The sequence below is a fragment of the Klebsiella sp. K-Nf6 genome, assembly GCF_002806655.1.
Lineage (GTDB): Bacteria > Pseudomonadota > Gammaproteobacteria > Enterobacterales > Enterobacteriaceae > Klebsiella > Klebsiella variicola.
The window spans coordinates 1-19,535 of record NZ_PIBN01000033.1 but is presented as its reverse complement, the minus strand read 5'-3'; the positions used below and the strand labels follow the sequence as shown (position 1 = coordinate 19,535).

The window sequence follows — 19,535 nt, the reverse complement described above, 5'->3', positions numbered from 1 at the left end:
CGCTGTCGCAGAACATCGCCATCGGCATGGGGCCGGAGTTCCGCCCGATGCTGCGTTTCTATGTGACCGGCGGTCAGGTGGACAACGAGCACACCGCGAAGGTTAACGGTACCCAGGACCAGCAGCTGGATTCGCTGAACGTCGGTGGAATGTTTGAGGCGTGGTTCTGATGCGATAGCGTTGTCGAAGGAGCGTTCCCGGCTGGCGCTACGCTTAGCCGGGCTACGACTGGTGCGCTCCATTTATGCCGGATGGCGGCTGACGCCTTATCCGGCCTACGTTCCTTCCCGCAGGCTCACACAACGTAGGCCCGGCAAGCGCAGCGCCGCCGGGCGGTCAGGCGCCGTACCCGCGGTAGTGCCGGATGGCGGCATAAATGCCTTATCCGGCCTACAGAAAACCTCCTTCCCCCCAGGCCCGGCAAGCAACAGCGCCGCCGGGCAGCTGGCCCTGGTCCCCCTCAGTTCACCGTCAGGCGCAGGGCCAGATCCTGCGGGTAGGGGTCAAAATAGTTCTGCGCCTGCAGGTAGCGATCCGGATACTCGGCCAGATAGTGCTTAAGCAGCGTCAGCGGGGCGAGGATCGGCAGCAGCCCGGCGCGATAGTTGAGGATCACCTCCCGCAGCTCGCCGCGCTGGCGGCTGTTGAGCTGGTCGCGGAAATAACCCTGAATATGCATCAGCACGTTGGTGTGGTTTTTCCGCGAGGCGGGCTGCTTGAGGATCGCCATCAGCTTCTCGCGGTAGACCTCGAAGAAAGCCTCCAGATCCTCCCATTCATGCAGCGAGGCGACGAACGGGCCGATCTCCCGGTAGCCCGCCTGGTGGTGAGCCAGCAGCTGCAGCTTGTAGCGGCTGTGAAAGGCCAGCAGGCCGTGACGGCTCAGGCCGCGGGCGCGCAGGTCGTTGAGTTCATGCAGGGCGAAAACGCGCTCGACAAAATTTTCCCGCAGCAGCGGATCGTGCAGCCGGCCATCCTCTTCCACCGGCAGCCACGGGTAGCGCGCCATCAGGGCGCCGGTAAACAGCCCCACGCCTTCCTTACGTCCGCGATTGCCTTTTTCGTCATACAGCCGCACGCGCTCCATCCCGCAGCTCGGCGATTTGGCGCAGACGATAAAGCCTGACAGTTCGCCCAGGGTTGCCAGGTGGGCGCTGGCGAAATCGGCCATCTTCTCCGTCACATCCTCGTGCGGGGCGTGGCTGAAGCGCATGCGGATCTCCCCGACCGGGGTCTGCACCAGGCGGAGCGCCGGGCGGGGAACGGGCAGGCCGATCGCCATCTCCGGGCAGACGGGTTTAAACGCCACCCACTGCGCGAGCTCATCCATCACAAAGCCCATACGCTTATGCCCGCCGTCGAATCGCACGGCTGAGCCGGTTAAACATCCGCTGATCCCAATGACAGGTTGCGTGTTCATGGCGCTGTCCTCTCTTCTGCTGTGGTTCGGGTAAAGAAAAGGGTCACGGTGGCGACCGTAATGCCGAATTTCTTCATCTCGGTTTTGTTAAACAAATGGCTGCCGTCCTGCAGGAACATCCAGTCGTCAAAGTGCAGCAGCCACCGGCTGCCGCTGGCCTCGACGTTCATGCTGTAGCGCCAGTGAAAGGCATTGCCTGCCGCCTGGCCGATGGCCACGCCTTCGATGTCCCCGGCGGTGCCCTGGTAACGGTTATCGCCGGTGCGGCGAATGCGCCACACCCGCTGCTGCTTCTCGCCATCGTCATAGACAAAGCGCTCATGGAGGGTCAGGGTGTCGCCGACGACGTCGCAATCGATCGCTACATGGAAGCGGCGCAGCTGCTTGCCGCTACGATCCTGCACCATCCCCCACGCCTCGGTTCGCCCCTGAAAATAGTGAAAGATGTCGAGGGCGGGTTGCTGCTGCCGGTACTCCGTGACCTCGGTGCTGCAGCCGGCGAGGATCAGCATCAGCAGCGCCAGGCCAAGGGTCAGAATGCGTTTCATGGTGTACCTCCGATCAACTGCTGACGCAGTTCGGGATAAGTGGTGCGCGGATCGAGCCAGATGGCGAGAAAACGAGTGCTGAACGCCGCCGACTGGCGCGGGCCGAGCGGGATAAAGGCGGTCTGCGCGGCGCTGGCGCGGTACCAGAACTGCCCCTCGCCGCCGCTGACCACGAACGCCAGCTGGCTGCCCGGCGCAACATCCGGCCAGATCCCCTGCAGCATGCGCAGCCAGGCTTCGCTGCGCGGCTCCTGCTGCAGAATGCCCTGCGCCTGCCACTGGTCGCGGGTGGCGTCCACCAGCGCCTCGCGATCGATGTCGCGCTGGTAGGTGATGATCAGCGCCCGATCCTGTTGCGGACCGTCATACCGGCCATTGGGCGTGCGCAGCTGCGAGTGATAGACGGTGAACGGCCCCCAGGTGAGGGTCGCCTCGCCGACGCGGCGCCACGTCAGCCAGTCGGCGGCGTGGGCCGCCGGAGCGAGGGTGGTCAGCCACAGCAGTAACAGGGCGAATCTCATTTTCGCCTCCCCATCCCCAGATGGAATAACAGCATGAGCACCAGCCAGCCGCAGGCCATGGCGGCCACGGCAAGCGCCATCGGCACCAGCAGGCTCATGGCGCCGAGGCGAGCGCCGAGCAGGTAGGCCACCGGGCCGCCGACGGTGGCGGCCGTTGCCAGCACCCAGCCGGGAAGCGTCGTGGTGCGGGTCAGCCGGGTCCAGACGACGGCGAACATCAGCCACAGGGCCACCATCCACAGGGGCAGCAGGCTGTCGCCGCGAAAATCGATCAGTCCCGCCAGCGCCCAGCAGGCGTCCAGGCCGCAGCCCGCCGCGGCCAACAGCAGGGCGGGTGGACGACTGGCCGCCGGCAACCGCAGCCAGGCGAAAATGGCCAGCGTCAGCCAGATCAGCAGACCGCGCTCGCGCAACATCACCACCAGCGTCCAGTAAACATCGAACGCGAGGGCCATCAGCAGGTGCTGCGCCGGGCGTGTCATACCCGCTCCGCGGTGAGCTGTACCACGCTGATGGTGCGGGCGTTAAATCCGGCTTCGCAGTAGCCGAAGTAGTAGAGCCACATCCGGCGGAAGCGCTCATCAAAGCCGAGCTTTTCAATATCCTGCCAGGCGTGGGTAAAACGCTGCCGCCAGTGGGCCAGGGTGCGGGCGTAGTCCGGGCCCATGTCGAACAGGTTGCGCACCACAAAATCGGTATGGCGGGTCATCAGCTCGCTCATTGCGGTGATGCTGGGCAAAAAGCCGCCGGGGAAGATGTAGCGCTGGATAAAATCGACGCTTTTGCTGTAGTCGCGATAGCGCTGATCCTGGATGGTGATCGCCTGCAGGGCCATTCTGCCGCCCGGGCGCAGGCGCGCCTGGCAGGTGCGGAAGAAGGCCGGGAGGTAGCGCTGGCCCACCGCCTCAATCATCTCCACCGACACCAGTTTGTCGTACTCGCCGCGCAGATCGCGGTAGTCGCAGAGCAGCACCTCGACGCGATCCTGCAGCCCGGCGCGGGCCATGCGCTCGGTAGCCCAGCGGTGCTGCTCCCGGGAAAGGGTGGTGGTGGTGACCCGGCAGCCGTAATGGCGGGCGGCGTACTCGGCCAGCGCCCCCCAACCGGTGCCAATCTCCAGCAGATGATCGCCGGGAGTGAGTGCCAGCTGGTCGCACAGGCGCGCCATCTTGGCCCGCTGGGCCTGGGTCAGATCCTGCTGGTCATCGGTAAACAACGCGCTGGAGTAGAGCAGGTCGTCATCCAGAAAGTGGGCATAAAATTCGTTGCCGAGATCGTAATGGGCGGCGATATTCTCCCGCGCCTGGGCGCGGGTGTTGCGGCGGGTCCAGTGGTGCAGGCGGGCGACGGGCTTGCCCAGCAGACGAAAGCCGCGTTCCAGACGTCCCAGCACCTCGCCGTTGCGCGCGAGGATCTGCAGCAACGCCGTCAGCTGGTGGCTCTCCCAGTCGCCGTCCATCCAGGCCTCGGCCGCCGCGAGGCTGCCGCCGGTCAGCAGACGCCAGTACACCTCCGGCGTGCAGACCCGCGCCTCGGCGCGCAGCGCGGCGGCGGGGTCGCCAAAATGAAAAGTCTGTGCCCCTTCGCGCACGGTGAGCGAGCCTTCGCGGAGGCCGCTCAACAGACGAAAAAGCAGCCAGCGCGCGAGCCGCACGTTGCGCGGCACATCGGGTTCAAGCGCAAAGACGGGATCGGTCATGAGCGTTCACTCCTGCTGACAGGATGGTTGTACAGCGGCACGCGCTTCAGCCACAGCCGCAGCGCCTGCCAGTAGATGGCGAGGACGGTTTTCAGGGTCATCAGCGGCAGACGCAGCAGCAGCCCACGCAGGTTGGCGCGGGTCAATGGCACGCGGCTCAGGGCCAGCGTGGCGTCGAACACCTTGCTGGCCTGATGGTTTTCAATATGCATGTGCAGCGTTTTGCCGGGCGCGTTGAAGCGCCAGTGATAGACCATGTCCATCGGGTTAAACGGCGAAACGTGAAAGGCCTTCTCCAGCGGGCGCGCCTGCTGGCCGTCCACCGCGTAGTAATGACGCTCATTCCACGGCGTGTTTCGCACTTCGGCCAGCACCCAGCGCAGGGTGTCGGCTTCGTCATAGCAGTAGTAAAAGTTGACCGGATTAAAATGGAAGCCGAAGTAGCGCAGCTGGGTCAGGAGCATCACGCGGCCCGCCGGGCGGCAGCCGGTCAGGCTCTCCAGCCGGTTCAGCACCTGGGCCTTCAGCGGCGCGCCCAGCGGATAATCGGCGTCGAACCAGGCGGCGGCGGCCAGGCGGTTGCGGCGGATACCTGCCTCAGGCAGCTTGTCCAGTTCGTCGAGGTCGAGCCAGGCCATAAACAGGCGGTAGACGAAGTGGTGCGTCTTTGGCTGCAGGCGACGGTGGCGCAGGACGCCCTGATAGAGGCAACTGTTCATCTCAGTTGCCCTCCGCCGCGGCGATGCCCTGCACCACGTCGAGCGCGCTGCGCACCCCGTCCTCATGAAAGCCGTTGTACCAGTAGGCCCCGCAGTACCAGCTACGCTGCTGGCCGTTAATCTCTTCGCGCCGCAGCTGGGCAGACCAGCTTTGCGGGTTAAACAGCGGATGCTCATAGACGAAGCGCTGCCAGACATAGCGATCGTCCACCGGCGCGTCCGGGTTCAGGGTGACGCAGAACAGCGGCGCGTCTGCGGGCAGCCCCTGGAGAATATTCATGTTGTAGGTGACGCAGGCCCGGGCCCGATCCCCGTCGCTCAGGCGATAGTTCCAGCTGGCCCAGGCACGCTGGCGCTCCGGCAGCCAGCGCGGATCGCTGTGCAGCACCACCTCGTTACGCTGCCAGCCGATATCCCCGAGAACTTCGCGTTCGGAGTCGGTGGGCGCCGCCAGCATCGCCAGGGCCTGCGTGGAGTGGCAGGCGAAAATCACCTGGTCAAAATGCGCCTCCCCGGACGCCAGCCGCAGGGTGACCCCCGTCGGGTGACGCTCCACCTGCTGTACCGGCGCGTTGAGCCGCAGATCCAGACGATCGCCGAGCCTGGCGAGCAGGGCGCGAACGTACTCCCGGGAACCGCCGGGCACCACGTACCACTGCGGGCGATCGCGAATATCCAGCAGGCCGTGGTGTTCAAAGAAGCGCAAAAACAGCGGCAGCGGGAAGCGACGCATCTCCTGCAGCGACGACGACCAGATGGCCGCCCCCATCGGCAGAATATAGTGGCGGGCGAAGAAGGGGCTGAAGCGGTGGCGGGCGAGGAAGCTCTCCAGCGTTGCCCCCGGATCCAGCGCCTCGGTCAGCGCCAGTTTCGCCAGCCGGTTAAAGCGGACGATCTCGCTCAGCAGCCCCCAGAAGGCTGGCTTCAGCAGATTGCGCCGCTGGGCGAAAAGCGAGGTAAGGCTGTGGCCGTTGTACTCCAGGCCGCTGGTCGGGTTGTGAACCGAGAAGCTCATCTGCGTTTTTTGCCCGTCGATCCCCAGCTCGCTGAGCAGGCCCATAAAGCGCGGATAGGTGCGATCGTTGTAGACGATAAATCCGGTATCGATGGCCCAGGTACCCTGCGGCGTGGCGACATCCACGGTGGCGGTGTGGCCGCCCGGCGTGGCGCCCGCTTCGAACAGCGTCACCTGATGGTGTCCGGCCAGCCGCCAGGCGCAGGTCAGCCCGGCGATGCCGCTGCCGATGATGGCGATGTTCATGAGCGCACCATCCTGCGCAACAGCAGGCGCTGGATACCCGATGGCAGGCTGGCCAGCAGTTGCAGGGCCAGGCTGAAACCGGTGGGGAAGGCGATGTGGTTTTTGCCCTTCGCCAGGCCATGGCGGATCGCCGCCACCGCCCGATCCACGCTCACCCGGCCGGGCATGGCGAAGTCGTTTTTACGCGTCAGCGGGGTGTCGACGAAGCCCGGAGAGACCACCGTGACGGCGACCCCTTTGGGCTCCCAGTCCAGACGAAGACTGTTGGCAAACCAGGTCAGCGCTGCCTTGGAGGCGCCATAGGCTTCCGCGCGCGGGAAGGGCAGCCAGTGCGCCATGGAGCTGACCAGCACCACCCGATCGCCTGCCTCCAGCTGCGTCTGCAGCGCCGCCAGGCAGTTCACCGGCCCGAGGAAGTTGGTGGCCATCACTCGCTCCACGAGGGCGGCATCCACCTGCCCGTGGTCGAGGTATTCGCAGGTGCCGGCGCAGAGAATGATCAGGTCGGCAAAACAGCCCGTCAGCGCCTGGCGACAGGCGTCCCTGTCTGTCATATCGAACAGGCGCCCGCTGATGTTGGGGCTGAACTGCTGGAGCGCCGACAGGCGCGAAGCATCTCGCCCGCAGGCGATAACCAGATGGCCATCCGCCGCGAAGGATTTCGCCAGACCGGCGCCGATCCCGGAGCTGGCGCCGGTGATAAGCACCGTCATCATGAGCGCACCCTCCGCTTCACGCCGCGCACCGCCCAGCCCAGCAGGGGAAGATGCTCGTAGATCATCTCCCCGGCGTCGTAGTAGTCGCGCTGATGGAGAACCTGCTCCCCGGCGATGTCCACCACCGAGCACCCCGGCAGGGCCAGCGTTTCTCCACCGGCAATGCGCGGATGCGACCAGTGCATGGTCCAGGTCACGGCGAACCGCTGGCCGTCGCAAAGCGGCGTGTCGATGGTGAACCGGCACTGCTCCACGTTGGCCAGCAGATGGGTAAAGTAGCGCTGGATGGCGAACAGCCCCTGATGCTGACCAAAAGGATCGCTCAGCGTCGCGTCCGGATGGTACAGCGCGGCCAGCGCCGCGGGCGGCTGCGCATCCAGCCCGGCGTAGTACTCAACGAAACGACGAATCACAGACGGCGAGGTGCTCATGGATCACATCCTGGCTAGATACGGTAGCGTAATGGCATACTTAAAACTTACACAAATAAAATTATTTGTCCAAGTTTGTAGAAAAATATATTTTATTTGTGTTAAAAATCATGTTGTTATGATTGGTGTTTTAAGGGGTGAAAATCGCGTGTGTTGCAAAAGGCAAGCGTGCGCCCGCCGCGCCACCGGGCGCTGGCGGAACAGAGAGTGGGGTAAGTTAAAACAGGGAGTTAGAGCGGAATTACCTCGAGGGAGACGACCTGCTGCTGCCAGAGTTCGACCTGCCTCTGGCGGGCGGCGGAAAGTTTGCCGCTGGTGACCAGCAGCCAGTTGCGCTGGGGAAAAATCTCCGGCGCCAGGGCGGCGGGAGGCACCGGCAGAACGTCGATGCGATGGCCCTGGCCGGTACGTTTGAGCGCCTCAAGCCAGATTTCGCAGGCGTCGGTCAGGTGCCAGCCGGTGATCAGAAAGTTGTCCCCGGGCGCCTTCTTGTCGCCTTCGAGGCAAAACGAGGTATAGGCGATGATGATGCCGTCGAGAATTTCGCGCAGCGTCATGATGGCCGGCACGTTGGCGGAGACCTGGCTGCGCAGCGGACGCAGCACTTCGGTGACCAGCTCCTGGCGCGGATATTCGCGCCCGGCGTCGTAGATCAGCTGGCGCAGGGACTCGATTTTTCCCTCTTTCAGCCGCTGCAGCATGGTCTCCTGCAACGTCAACCAGTTGTTGGTGCGCCGCGCGCCGGGGCGCGACAGCAGGGGCTTCACCTGGCTGACCGGTACCCCTTTTTTCACCCAGTCGAGGATCTTCAGCGCCTGCTGGACGTCGTCATCGCTGTACTGACGGTGACCACCATCGGTGCGCAGCGGCTTGAGCAGGCCATAGCGGCGCTGCCAGGCGCGAAGCGTGGTCGCATTTATCCCGCAAAGTCGGGCAAATTCGCCGATGGAGTAAGGCATGGAGGCCACCTGTTAACAAAGAATATTCTCAATATACTACGAATCACGGCGGCTGGCGTGAAGTGTAGCGGCTTTGCACTACACTTTCCCCCAACCGCGTAAATGAAAGGAGTTCTCATGAAGCTATGGCCTGTTGTCACTGGCGTCGCTATCGCGTTGACCCTGGTGGCCTGCAAATCGCCCACACCGCCGAAGGGCGTTCAGCCGATTAGCGGGTTTGATGCCAGCCGTTACCTCGGAAAATGGTATGAGGTCGCCCGCCTGGAGAATCGCTTCGAGCGAGGCCTGGAGCAGGTGACCGCCACCTACGGCACCCGCAGCGACGGAGGGATCAGCGTCGTCAATCGCGGTTATGACCCGGTCAAAAAACGCTGGAATGAGAGCGACGGAAAAGCCTACTTCACCGGCGCCCCCACCACCGCGGCGCTGAAGGTGTCGTTCTTCGGGCCATTCTACGGCGGCTATAACGTGATCCGCCTGGACGACGACTACCAGTACGCGCTGGTCAGCGGCCCCAACCGCGACTATCTGTGGATCCTGTCGCGCACCCCCACCATTCCGGCGGCGGTGAAGCAGGATTACCTGAATACCGCGCGCGAGCTGGGCTTTGACGTCGATCGCCTGGTGTGGATCCGCCAGACGCCGCGCTAGCCTCGCCCCTTAGCGGCTGAGCAGGTGGGTATAAACCACGAACAGCCCGGCCAGCGCCGCCACGTTCAGCGCCACGCTGACGAAAAACCACCGCCGGAAGGGCTGCTTTTGCGTTTTATGGCGAAAGCACTGCTGGCCGAGGATGGCCCCCGGCCAGCCTCCCGCCAGGCCCAGCACCAGCAGCGTGGTCTCTGGCACCCGGCGCCAGGCTTTGCGCGCCGCCAGCTTGTCGGCGCCATAGATAAGCCATGTCAGAAGACTGCTCAGTAAAAACCACATCGCCAGCGGGTAGGGCAGCAGGGCGCTGCCCACGGCGGTGAGCAGCAGCAGGGAATAACATACCAGGTTCAGATTCATAGGGACGTTCATGCCGGCCAGAAGAATGGCGCCACTATAGCCAATTTCCCGGACCGGCGTAAACGCGGCGGACTATTCGCTACGCTTGCTCCGATGCCGGGACAGCCACATCAGCTTGTATGCCGCCGGAATGATAAACAGCGACAGCAGCGGAGCGGTGATCATCCCGCCAATCATCGGCGCGGCGATGCGACTCATCACTTCCGACCCGGCGCCGGTACCCCATAAAATCGGCAGCAGGCCGGCGATAATCACCGCTACGGTCATCGCCTTCGGCCGTACGCGCAGCACCGCCCCCTGGTACAGCGCCTCGTCGAGCTTATCGACGCTGAAAGTCTGCGGATTTTCCAGCGACGGCTCGGCCTCGATGGCGTGGCGCAGGTACATCAGCATCACCACGCCAAACTCCGCCGCCACCCCGGCCAGGGCGATAAAGCCGGTCCCGGTGGCTACCGATAAATGGAACCCCATCCAGTAGAGAAACCAGATCCCGCCGACGAGGGCGAACGGCACGCTGGTGATAATCAGCAGCGCTTCGCCGACGCGGCGGAACGCCAGATACAGCAGCACGAAGATAATCATCAGCGTCATCGGCACCATCAGCTTCAGCTTCTGATTGGCGCGCTCCAGCAGCTCAAACTGCCCGGAGTAGGAGATGCTAATGCCCGGCTTCAGCTTCACCTCCTTGCCGATGGCCTGCTGCAGATCGTGCACTACCGACACCATGTCGCGATCCCGGGCGTCGATGTAGATCCAACTGGTCGGGCGGGCGTTCTCGGTCTTCAGCATCGATGGTCCGGTGACCACTTTCACCTCAGCCACGTCGCCGAGAACGATCTGTTGCTTCAGCGGGGTGAGGATCGGCAGCTGGCGCAGGGTCTGCGGGCTGTCGCGATAGCTCTGCGGGTAGCGGATGTTGATCGGGTAGCGCTCGACGCCTTCCACGGTCTCGCCAACCATCGCGCCGCCGATGGCGGACGAGACGAACAGCTGCACGTCGCCGACGGTCATCCCGTAGCGGGCCGCCTTCTCGCGCTGAATATCAATGTTGAGGTAGCGCCCGCCGACCAGCCGCTCGGCTAATGCCGACGTGACGCCCGGCACGGTGCGCGCCACCCCTTCAATTTGCTCGGCGATGGCGTCGATATCAGCCAGGTTAGTGCCGGAAACCTTAATGCCAATCGGGCTCTTAATGCCGGTGGAGAGCATGTCGATGCGGTTGCGGATCGGCGGCACCCACAGGTTCGCCAGCCCCGGCAGGCGCACGGTTTTATCCAGCTCCTCGACGATCTTCTCCATGGTCATCCCCGGCCGCCACTGATCCTGGGGCTTAAGCTGAATAGTGGTCTCTACCATCTCCAGAGGTGCCGAGTCGGTGGCGGTTTCGGCCTTGCCGGTTTTGCCGAACACCCGGGCCACTTCCGGCACCGTCATGATCAGCTTATCGGTTTTCTGCAGCATATCCGCCGCCTGCGCAGCGGAGATCCCCGGCAGCGTTGACGGCATATACAGCAGATCGCCCTCGTTGATCTGCGGCAGAAACTCGCCGCCGACCCGGTTAAGCGGCCAAATCACCGTCAGGATCGACAGGAGCGCGATCAGCAGGGTGGTCTTCGGCCAGTGCAGCACCTTCAGCAGCAGCGGGTGGTAAATACGGATCAAAAAGCGGTTCAGCGGGTTGCTGCTCTCCGCCGGGATCCTGCCGCGGATCCAGAAGCCCATCAGGATCGGGATCACCACGATCGCCAGCAGCGCCGCCCCGGCCATCGACCAGGTTTTGGTGAAGGCCAGCGGACCGAACAGTTTGCCCTCCTGGCCTTCGAGGGTGAAAATCGGGATAAACGACAGAGTGATGATCAGCAGGCTGATAAACAGCGCCGGGCCGACCTCCACCGAGGCCTCGGTAATGATTTTCCAGCGTGTGTCGTTGCTGAGCTTCTCTCCCGGGTGCTGATGTTCCCACTCCTCCAGCCGCTTATGGGCGTTCTCAATCATCACGATGGCGGCATCGACCATCGCCCCCACCGCAATCGCGATCCCGCCCAGCGACATGATGTTGGCGTTGAGCCCCTGGAAATGCATCATGATAAAGGCGAAGCACAGGCCGAGCGGCAGTGAGATAATCGCCACCAGCGCCGATCGCACGTGCCACAGGAACAGGGCGCAGACCAGCGCGACGACGATAAACTCTTCCAGCAGCTTGTGGCTGAGGTTGTCGATGGCGCGGTCGATAAGCTGGCTGCGGTCGTAGGTGGTGACTACTTCAACCCCTTCCGGCAGGCTGCTTTGCAGCGACGCCAGCTTTGCTTTGACCGCGGAGATCACTTCGCGGGCGTTCTTGCCGGAGCGCAGGATCACCACGCCGCCGGCCACTTCGCCTTCGCCGTTAAGCTCGGCGATACCGCGGCGCATCTCCGGGCCGATCTGCACCCGCGCGACGTCGCCGAGATAGACCGGCACGCCGTTGTCACCGGTTTTCAGCACGATATTTTTGAAGTCGTCGAGGGTCTGCAGATAACCGCTGGCGCGCACCATATATTCGGCTTCCGCCAGTTCGACGGAAGATCCGCCCGCCTCCTGGTTAGAGGCGTCCAGCGCCGATTTCACTTCGCCGAGGCTGATGCCGTACTGGGTCAGCTTCATCGGGTCGACGACAATCTGGTACTCCTTGACCACGCCGCCCACCGACGCCACTTCCGAGACGTTAGGAATGGTCTTCAGCTCATATTTTAAGAACCAGTCCTGCAGCGAGCGCAGTTCGGCAAGGTCGTGTTTGCCGCTGCGGTCGACCAGCGCGTACTCGAAGACCCAGCCGACGCCGGTGGCGTCCGGGCCCATTTCGGCGCTCACCCCGGCGGGCAGTTTGCCCTGCACCTGGTTGAGATACTCCAGCACCCGCGAGCGCGCCCAGTAGGGATCGGTGCCGTCTTCAAATATCACATATACGTAGGAATCGCCGAACTGCGAGAAGCCGCGCACCGTTTTGGCGCCGGGTACCGACAGCATGGTGGTGGTCAGCGGCCAGGTGACCTGATTTTCGACGATCTGTGGCGCCTGCCCCGGATAGCTGGTTTTGACGATCACCTGTACATCAGAGAGATCCGGCAGGGCGTCTACCGGGGTATGGACGATAGTCCAGGTGCCCCAGATGCTGAGAAACAGTGCCCCCATCATGACCAGGAAGCGGTTGGCCACCGAACGGCGGATAATCCATTCAATCATGGTTCCGTTCCTCAGTGCGCGTGGGCGGCAGGAGCCGCGGTACCGGGAGCCTGCGCACGCATGCGCTCCAGCGCACCGGCGATATTGGCCTCCGAGTCGATCAGGAACAGGCCGCTGGCGACGACTTTCTCACCCTCCTGCAGCCCGCTGCGAATGGCCGTGACGCCAGCGGACTCATGGAATACCTGCACGCGTTTCGGCACGAAGCGGCCCTCATTATCCACGGTAATCACTCGCTGCTCGCTGCCGCTGTCGATCAGCGCTTTGGAGGGGATCAGCAGCATCGGTTCGCTTTCACTGGTTAGTTGCAGATAGGCATTCATCCCCGGCTTCAGCGCTTCATCCGGGTTGTTGACCTGCAGGCGCAGCTGCAGAGTGCGGGTGGCGCTATCGACGCTGGGGAGAAGGGTCCATTTGCTGATGCTGAAAGTTTTGCCCGGCCAGGCGGGAACCTGAATGGCGAACTGCGAGGCGTCTTTAATCAGCCAGGCGATGGATTCCGGCACCGCCACGCTGACCCACACCGGGTCCATGCCCTGAATTTTCGCCACTACATTATCTTTGGCGATGTTCATTCCGGCACGCAGATCGAAGGCGGTAATAACGCCATCGATCGGCGCTTTGAGGGTAAAGCGGGTCTGGATTTTACGCGTGGCTTTCAGGCGGCGGATATCGTCATCCGGCATTCCGGCAAGGCGCAGGCGTTCGAGGATCCCCTCAACCTGGGTGGCGGTGCCGCCGGTCTCCTGCAATAACAGATATTCGCTCTGCGCTTCCACCCAGTCCGGGATGGTCAGGTCGAGCAGCGGCGCGCCTTGTTTCACTTTGTCGCCGACGGTCAGCGGATAGACTTTATTGATAAAGCCCGCCGCCCGCGCCTGCATAATCACATACTGGTACTCGTTATAGCTAATGTTGGCCGGGAAGGTCTGAGCGTAGCGCAGCGGCCCGCGGGTGACCGCGGCGGTTTTTACGCCGAGATTCTGGGTCTGCGTCGGGTCGATACGCACCCCCGGCGCACCGGCGGCGGTACTCTCCTCATCGGCGTATTTCGGCACCAGATCCATATCCATAAACGGCGATTTACCCGGTTTATCGAAGCGGGTGTTCGGGTACATCGGATCGTACCAGAACAGCACTTTACGCTGCTGCTCGGCCGCCGGAGCGGCAGAGTGGGTCGGTGCCCATCGGGCGTACAGCGTCGCGGTAAGCGCGCCGCCAATCACCATGCTGCCGAGGATCAGCGCCGTATTTTTCAGTGTCAGGGATGCCATGTGTCGTCCATTTAGTCGTTGAGGGGCTTACCGTCGCCGGGCCATTAGTTGGCGCGAATATCCTGTAGCAGCGACAGGTTGCCCTGCTGAACGAAGGTGAAGTCCACGCTGTCGCCATTCTTCACATTGTTGAGCTGCGTCTGCGGGGTGATGGTGAAGCGCATGGTCATCGGCGGCCAGTTCACCGCCGGGATGGCTTCGTGGGCGATGGTGATTTTTTTGCTATCCATATCAATAGCTTTAATGACGCCTTTGCCGCTGATGCTTTGCGTCTGCGTGGCGGCGGGTTGTTCGTGCATCGCCATGCCGGCATGCGGGTCGGCGGCCTGGACGGCGAACACCGTGCCAGAAATCAGAGTGAACAGGGCGACTTTAGAGAGTGAATTCATGATCGGGACTCCTTGGGTTATTCCATCCAGCCGCCGCCGAGGGCGGTGAACAGGGTGATTTCATTTGCCTGACGGGAATAGTTGAGTTCCAGCAGGGTTTGTCGGGTGGTAAAAATGTCGCGCTGGGCGCTCAGGACTTCGATGTAGCTGACCGCGCCGTGGCGATAGAGCGCGCTGGCGCGCTGCAGGGTGATATTTAGTGAAGCGAGATAACGCTCCTGCGCGGCAATCTGATCGGCCAGGCTCTGGCGCAGGGCCAGCGCGTCGGCCACCTCTTTAAAGGCGGACTGAATTTTTTGCTCATAGTTGACCACCTGCTGCTGCTGGCGGATCTCCGCCAGATCGAGGTTGGCCTGGTTGCGCCCGGCGTTGAAAATCGGCAGCTCGATTTTGGGGATGAAGTTCCACATCGCGCTGCCGGCGTTAAACAGGCTGGAGAGTTCGCTGCTGCTGCCGGAGAGCGAGCTGGTCAGGGTGATCGACGGGAAGAAGGCCGCCCGCGCGGCGCCGATGTTGGCGTTGGCCGCCCGCAGGCTGTGCTCCGCTTCTAAAATATCCGGCCGCTGCAGCAGGATCGCTGAGGAGAGCGATGGCGGCAGAGTGACGCCTTGCAGATCGATGGCGCTGCTGGCGCTATCATCCGGCAGATGCTGGTAGCTGCCGAGCAGCAGCTGCAGGGCGTTATTGGCCTGCGCCAGCTGGCCCTGACGTTTGGCGATATCGGCGCGGGTGCTCTCGATCATCCCGCGCGCCTGCTCCAGCGCCAGCACGGTGGTGCTTCCGGTCAGCAGCTGTTTTTCAACGAAGGCGTAAGACTGCTGATAGTTCTGTAAGGTGTCGTTGGCCACCTGCAACTGCGCTGCCGCCAGCCGCTGGTTGAAGTAGCTTTGTGAAACGTTAGCAATCAACAGGATATGCACCGCACGCCGCGCCTCTTCGCTGGCGAAGAAGTTCTGCCGGTCGGCCTCGCTGAGGTTTTTCAACCGGCCAAAGAAGTCGAGGTCATAGCTGAGATTCAGGCCAGCGGCATAAACGCTGCTGGTGGTGGTGTCGCCTTTGAGCTTGCCGCCATAGGTGGTGCTGCCGTCACCGTTCAATTGCGGGTAGCGGTCGGCGTCGGTAACCCGATATTGCGCTCGGGCTTCCTGCACTTTCAGCGTCGCCATCCGTAGATCGCGGTTATTTATCAGCGCGGTGCTAATCAGGCTTTTCACCTGCGGGTCGACGAAAAAGGTGCGCCAACCGGTCTCCTGGTAACCCGCCGTCGCAGTAACCAGCTTGTTCTGGCTGAGAGAGAATTGCTGCGGCACCGGCGCGGCGGGACGCTGGTAGTCCGGAGCGAGCGACAGACAGCCGGTTAAGGCGAATATCACGCTGAGAGTAAGAAGCTTTATTGGGCGCATGGCGGCAGACGGTTTCGACGATTTATCCATGGCAGCTACTTTACGTAGCGGGCTCTGTTCAGGGCGTGACAGGAAAATGACAAAGCTGTCATTTTCCTGATATTTCATTGCTATCCGGAGGCGCTCCTCTAAAATTGAATACCCGCACAGAACGCGCGTGAAGGAGCCTGCCGTGAAGATTTTGATTGTCGAAGATGAGAAGAAAACCGGAGAGTACCTGACCAAAGGGCTCACCGAGGCCGGCTTCGTCGTCGACCTGGCCGATAACGGCCTTAACGGCTATCACCTGGCAATGACCAGCGATTACGATCTGCTGATCCTCGACATCATGCTGCCGGATGTGAACGGCTGGGATATCGTCCGCATGCTGCGGGCTGCCAATAAAGGGATGCCGATCCTGCTGCTCACCGCGCTTGGCACTATCGAGCATCGGGTGAAGGGGCTGGAGCTGGGCGCCGACGACTATCTGGTGAAGCCATTTGCTTTTGCGGAGCTGCTGGCGCGAGTGCGGACCCTGCTGCGCCGTGGAGCGGCGGTCATCGTCGAAAGCCAGTTTCAGGCGGCGGATCTCAGCGTCGATTTGGTCAGCCGCAAGGTGACGCGCGGCGCGACGCGTATCACCCTGACCAGTAAGGAGTTCACTCTGCTGGAGTTCTTTCTGCGCCATCAGGGCGAGGTGCTGCCGCGTTCGTTAATTGCCTCGCAGGTGTGGGATATGAATTTCGACAGCGACACTAACGCCATCGACGTGGCGGTGAAGCGGCTGCGCGCCAAAATTGATAACGACTTCGAGCCGAAGCTAATCCAGACCGTGCGCGGCGTCGGCTATATGCTTGAGGTGCCGGATGGCCGCTAAGCGCCCCTTTTCCCTGGCCACCCGGCTGACCTTCTTTATTAGCCTCGCCACCATCATTGCCTTCTTTGCTTTCACCTGGATCATGATCCATTCGGTGAAGGCCCACTTTGAAGAGCGCGACGTGCACGATCTCAGGCAGCTCAGCACCACGCTGGAGACGGTGCTCAACCACGCCGACTACCCTCAGGCGCGGCGGCTGGAGATCGTGAGGAATATCATTGCGGGTTACGCCAACGTCTTTATCTGTCTGGACGACGGCCAGGGCAATATTTTGTTTCAGTCGCCCGACGGGCCGGATCGCAGCCATATGCTGAGTACGCCGGGGCTGGCGATGCAGCTGCGCGACGGGAATGTGATTTCATGGACTGACCCGCAGCCGCGGAAGATGGTTCATGATAATCATCAAATGGAGACCCGCTCCTGGCGGCTGATCATGCTGCCGCTGGGCAAGCAGGCGGACGGCAAACCGGCGTACCACCTGCTGATGGCCTTATCCATCGATTTTCACCTGCACTATATTAATGAGCTGAAAGCGAAGCTGATTTCCGCGGCGACGATAATCAGTTTGCTGATCATCGCCATCGTGCTGTTTGTGGTCTATCAGGGGCATAAGCCCATCCGCCAGATCAGCCGCCAGATCCAGAATATTACCTCGCGGGATCTCGACGTGCGCCTCGACCCGCAGGCGGTGCCTATCGAGCTGGAGCGGCTGGCGCTGTCGTTTAACCATATGCTGGAGCGCATAGAGGATGTCTTTACCCGCCAGTCCAACTTCTCTGCCGATATCGCCCATGAAATCCGCACGCCGATTACCAACCTGGTGACGCAAACCGAAATCGCTTTAAGCCAGAGCCGCAGCCAGCAGGAGCTGGAAGAGGTGCTCTATTCCAATCTTGAAGAGTTCTCGCGGATGTCACGGATGGTCAGCGATATGCTGTTCCTCGCTCAGGCGGATAATAACCAACTGATCCCCGAACAACGGGCGCTGGATCTGGCCGAGGAAGTGCATAAGGTGTTTGAGTTTTTCGAGGCGTGGGCGGAAGATAAAGGGGTGGCGCTGCGCTTTGTCGGTAGCCACTGCCGGGTGACGGGCGATCCGCTGATGCTGCGGCGAGCGATCAGCAACCTGCTGTCGAATGCGATCCGCTACACGCCGGCCGGCCAGGCGGTGACCATCCAGTTGAGCGAAAGCGCCGAGACGATCCGTCTGGTGGTGGAGAACCCCGGTACGCCGATTGCCGCCGAGCATCTTCCGCGGCTGTTTGACCGTTTCTATCGCGTCGACCCCTCGCGCCAGCGCAAAGGCGAGGGCAGCGGTATCGGCCTGGCGATTGTGAAATCGATTGTCAGCGCCCATCACGGCAGCGTAGCGGTGCAGTCCGATCGGCGTTCGACGCGGTTTATTGTGGTGTTGCCGAAATATGCGCAATAACGGCTGAAAGTCAGCGGGCAGCGCCAGGCGGCCGCCCGCAGTATTGCCGCTCTCTTACTCTTCGAAGTACCAGTAGCCCTGATTAATCAGCCGCGTCAGTTCGCTCACGAACGCCGGATTCTGCAGGCCGCTGCCGAGCTCTTCCTGACCTAATGAGGTATAGCGGCACAGCGCATCCAGCGCTTCGGCATCGGTGGTGTCCAGCTGTTCGCTATGCACGAAGAAGCTGTCGCCGATATGCAGAACGCGCAGGCCGCTCAGACGAGAAAGCTTTTCGCCGCCCAGCAGCGCATCGACCACTTCCTCTTCTTCATACGGTGGTTCCGCCGGCGCAATATCCAGCTCGTGACGCGGGGTGGTCACGAAACTGCCGAACCACTGCTTGAAGTCTTCCGGCTGGCGAATCATGTCGATCATCATGGTGCGCAGACGTTCGAGTTCATACTCCTCAACCCGGCCCGGATGCTCGCGGCAGGTGAGGTCCGGATCACTGTAGTGCTCGCCGCCAAGATCGTTCTCCAGCACATAGTCGGCGAAGCTGCTGATCAGGTCGCGACCGTTTGGCCCGCGGAAGCCGACGGAGTAGTTCAGCGCGGTTTCGTGGGTCACGCCATCGTGCGGGAATCCTGGTGGAATATAGAGGATATCGCCCGGCTGCAGATCTTCATCAATGATCGGCGGGAACGGATCGACGTGCAGCAGTGCCGGATGCGGGCAGAACTGACGCATCGGCAGCTTATCGCCCACGCGCCAGCGGCGGCTGCCCATGCCCTGAATAATAAAGACGTCATACTGATCGATATGCGGGCCGACGCCGCCGCCGGGGACGGAGAAGGAGATCATCAGGTCGTCCAGACGCCAGTCCGGCAGTACGCGGAACGGGCGCACCAGCTCGGCGGCGGGCATATGCCAGTGGTTTACCGCCTGGGCCAGCAGCGACCAGCCGGTTTCGCCCAGCCCGTCGAAATGTTCAAAAGGACCATTGCTGGCCTGCCATTTGCCGTTGGTCAGGCTGACCAGTCGGCTGTCGACTTCCGGCTCCATGGCTAATCCGGCCAGCTCGTCCGGGGTAATCGGGTCGACGAAGTCCGGAAACGCGTTTTTTAATACCACCGGCTGTTTCTGCCAGTATTTTTCTAAAAACTCGGGCCAGTTAATGTTGAGTTGATAAGCCATCGATTATTACCAGTAAGAAGAAACGGGCCTGATTATAGAAACGGGGGCCAGGTGGGCGCTTTGTCGTGGGTCAAGAGTGGTGCTTAATTCACCATCGGCGCGATAATGGCGTTGGGTAAGAGAGAAAAATCACATTTTTGCCAAAAAACGATCTTAGCGTAAACTGCGCTGCAGGCCGCATGAACACTGGGATGGCGCCTTGAATGGTAAGAAGATGAATAAGCGAAAAGTTCAAATAATGAGCGGTCGATAAGATTTTTCTATTTTAACGCTTGCTACTTCCGGCGAACTCCCTATAATGCGCTCCCACTGACACGGCGGATGTGAATCACTTCACACAAACAGCCGGTTCGGTTGAAGAGAAAAATCCTGAAATTCAGGGTTGACTCTGAAAGAGGAAAGCGTAATATACGCCACCTCGCGACAGAGCGCTAAAGCGCGTCGCAACTGCTCTTTAACAATTTATCAGACAATCTGTGTGGGCACTCAAAGTGACATGGA

Annotated in this window: 20 protein-coding genes; 4 read left to right on the top strand and 16 right to left on the bottom strand. The window is 61.8% G+C overall.

Features of this window, described 5'->3' with window-relative positions; all coding sequences use genetic code 11:
- Positions 1-170: carbohydrate porin (locus CWM61_RS28220; protein WP_142762166.1), on the top strand; the 170-nt coding region annotated here is incomplete at its 5' end.
- A 290-nt stretch (positions 171-460) separates the two neighbouring features.
- Here CWM61_RS28220 and CWM61_RS28215 read toward each other — a convergent pair.
- From CWM61_RS28215 to CWM61_RS28165, 10 genes are all read right to left on the bottom strand, one after another.
- Positions 461-1,420 (bottom strand): YbgA family protein, encoded by a 960-nt coding sequence (locus CWM61_RS28215; RefSeq protein ID WP_100632251.1) that lies wholly within the window; start codon positions 1,418-1,420, stop codon positions 461-463.
- A complete protein-coding gene (locus CWM61_RS28210; RefSeq protein WP_100632250.1) occupies positions 1,417-1,968 on the bottom strand; it encodes a DUF3833 domain-containing protein in 552 nt (183 codons plus the stop codon). Before CWM61_RS28210 ends, CWM61_RS28215 begins: the two co-directional genes overlap by 4 nt.
- A complete protein-coding gene (locus tag CWM61_RS28205; RefSeq protein ID WP_100632249.1) occupies positions 1,965-2,489 on the bottom strand; it encodes a hypothetical protein in 525 nt (174 codons plus the stop codon). The genes CWM61_RS28210 and CWM61_RS28205 overlap by 4 nt, the downstream gene beginning before the upstream one ends.
- Positions 2,486-2,971: a DUF2878 domain-containing protein gene (locus tag CWM61_RS28200; protein WP_100632248.1), complete on the bottom strand. Its 486-nt coding sequence runs from the start codon at positions 2,969-2,971 to the stop codon at positions 2,486-2,488. The genes CWM61_RS28205 and CWM61_RS28200 overlap by 4 nt, the downstream gene beginning before the upstream one ends.
- Positions 2,968-4,188 (bottom strand): SAM-dependent methyltransferase, encoded by a 1,221-nt coding sequence (locus CWM61_RS28195; protein WP_016160201.1) that lies wholly within the window; start codon positions 4,186-4,188, stop codon positions 2,968-2,970. Before CWM61_RS28195 ends, CWM61_RS28200 begins: the two co-directional genes overlap by 4 nt.
- Complete coding sequence (locus CWM61_RS28190) at positions 4,185-4,907, bottom strand: DUF1365 domain-containing protein (protein ID WP_100632247.1); 723 nt, start codon at positions 4,905-4,907, stop codon at positions 4,185-4,187. Before CWM61_RS28190 ends, CWM61_RS28195 begins: the two co-directional genes overlap by 4 nt.
- Before the next feature lies 1 nt (position 4,908).
- Entirely contained in the window at positions 4,909-6,168 is a 1,260-nt protein-coding gene (locus CWM61_RS28185) for an NAD(P)/FAD-dependent oxidoreductase (RefSeq protein ID WP_100632246.1), read from the bottom strand.
- Positions 6,165-6,884, bottom strand: coding sequence for an SDR family NAD(P)-dependent oxidoreductase (locus tag CWM61_RS28180; protein WP_074387201.1), 720 nt, complete (start codon positions 6,882-6,884; stop codon positions 6,165-6,167). The genes CWM61_RS28185 and CWM61_RS28180 overlap by 4 nt, the downstream gene beginning before the upstream one ends.
- Positions 6,881-7,315 carry a nuclear transport factor 2 family protein gene (locus CWM61_RS28175; RefSeq protein WP_004178448.1) on the bottom strand — a complete coding sequence of 145 codons (435 nt, stop codon included), beginning with the start codon at positions 7,313-7,315 and terminating at the stop codon, positions 6,881-6,883. Before CWM61_RS28175 ends, CWM61_RS28180 begins: the two co-directional genes overlap by 4 nt.
- A gap of 230 nt (positions 7,316-7,545) precedes the next feature.
- Positions 7,546-8,274 (bottom strand): MerR family transcriptional regulator, encoded by a 729-nt coding sequence (locus CWM61_RS28165; RefSeq protein WP_008807075.1) that lies wholly within the window; start codon positions 8,272-8,274, stop codon positions 7,546-7,548.
- A 117-nt stretch (positions 8,275-8,391) separates the two neighbouring features.
- On the opposite strand from CWM61_RS28165, the gene CWM61_RS28160 reads away from it, so the two are divergent.
- The gene (locus tag CWM61_RS28160; RefSeq protein ID WP_009309842.1) at positions 8,392-8,925 is read left to right on the top strand and encodes a lipocalin family protein; all 534 of its coding nucleotides are present in this window, start codon (positions 8,392-8,394) and stop codon (positions 8,923-8,925) included.
- Positions 8,926-8,934: 9 nt separating this feature from the next.
- Here the strand turns inward: CWM61_RS28160 and CWM61_RS28155 are convergent, their stop codons facing one another.
- The 5 genes from CWM61_RS28155 to CWM61_RS28135 form a co-directional block, all read right to left on the bottom strand.
- Positions 8,935-9,282, bottom strand: coding sequence for a DUF1294 domain-containing protein (locus CWM61_RS28155; protein ID WP_074387200.1), 348 nt, complete (start codon positions 9,280-9,282; stop codon positions 8,935-8,937).
- A gap of 72 nt (positions 9,283-9,354) precedes the next feature.
- Entirely contained in the window at positions 9,355-12,504 is a 3,150-nt protein-coding gene (locus tag CWM61_RS28150; RefSeq protein ID WP_074387199.1) for a CusA/CzcA family heavy metal efflux RND transporter, read from the bottom strand.
- A gap of 11 nt (positions 12,505-12,515) precedes the next feature.
- Positions 12,516-13,778 (bottom strand): efflux RND transporter periplasmic adaptor subunit, encoded by a 1,263-nt coding sequence (locus tag CWM61_RS28145; protein ID WP_100632245.1) that lies wholly within the window; start codon positions 13,776-13,778, stop codon positions 12,516-12,518.
- 44 nt (positions 13,779-13,822) lie between these two features.
- Positions 13,823-14,167 (bottom strand): cation efflux system protein CusF, encoded by a 345-nt coding sequence (gene cusF / locus CWM61_RS28140; protein WP_074387197.1) that lies wholly within the window; start codon positions 14,165-14,167, stop codon positions 13,823-13,825.
- Between the two features lie 17 nt (positions 14,168-14,184).
- Complete coding sequence (locus tag CWM61_RS28135; RefSeq protein WP_074387231.1) at positions 14,185-15,570, bottom strand: efflux transporter outer membrane subunit; 1,386 nt, start codon at positions 15,568-15,570, stop codon at positions 14,185-14,187.
- Between the two features lie 172 nt (positions 15,571-15,742).
- Here CWM61_RS28135 and cusR point away from each other — a divergent pair, with 172 nt between their 5' ends.
- Together cusR and CWM61_RS28125 are read left to right on the top strand one after the other, a co-directional pair.
- Positions 15,743-16,426, top strand: a complete 684-nt coding sequence (gene cusR, locus CWM61_RS28130) for a copper response regulator transcription factor CusR (RefSeq protein WP_008807068.1) — start codon at positions 15,743-15,745, stop codon at positions 16,424-16,426.
- Positions 16,416-17,858 (top strand): Cu(+)/Ag(+) sensor histidine kinase, encoded by a 1,443-nt coding sequence (locus CWM61_RS28125; protein ID WP_074387196.1) that lies wholly within the window; start codon positions 16,416-16,418, stop codon positions 17,856-17,858. The genes cusR and CWM61_RS28125 overlap by 11 nt, the downstream gene beginning before the upstream one ends.
- Before the next feature lie 54 nt (positions 17,859-17,912).
- Here the strand turns inward: CWM61_RS28125 and CWM61_RS28120 are convergent, their stop codons facing one another.
- Positions 17,913-19,034, bottom strand: coding sequence for a cupin domain-containing protein (locus CWM61_RS28120; protein ID WP_012542999.1), 1,122 nt, complete (start codon positions 19,032-19,034; stop codon positions 17,913-17,915).
- Between the last annotated feature and the right edge of the window lie 501 nt (positions 19,035-19,535).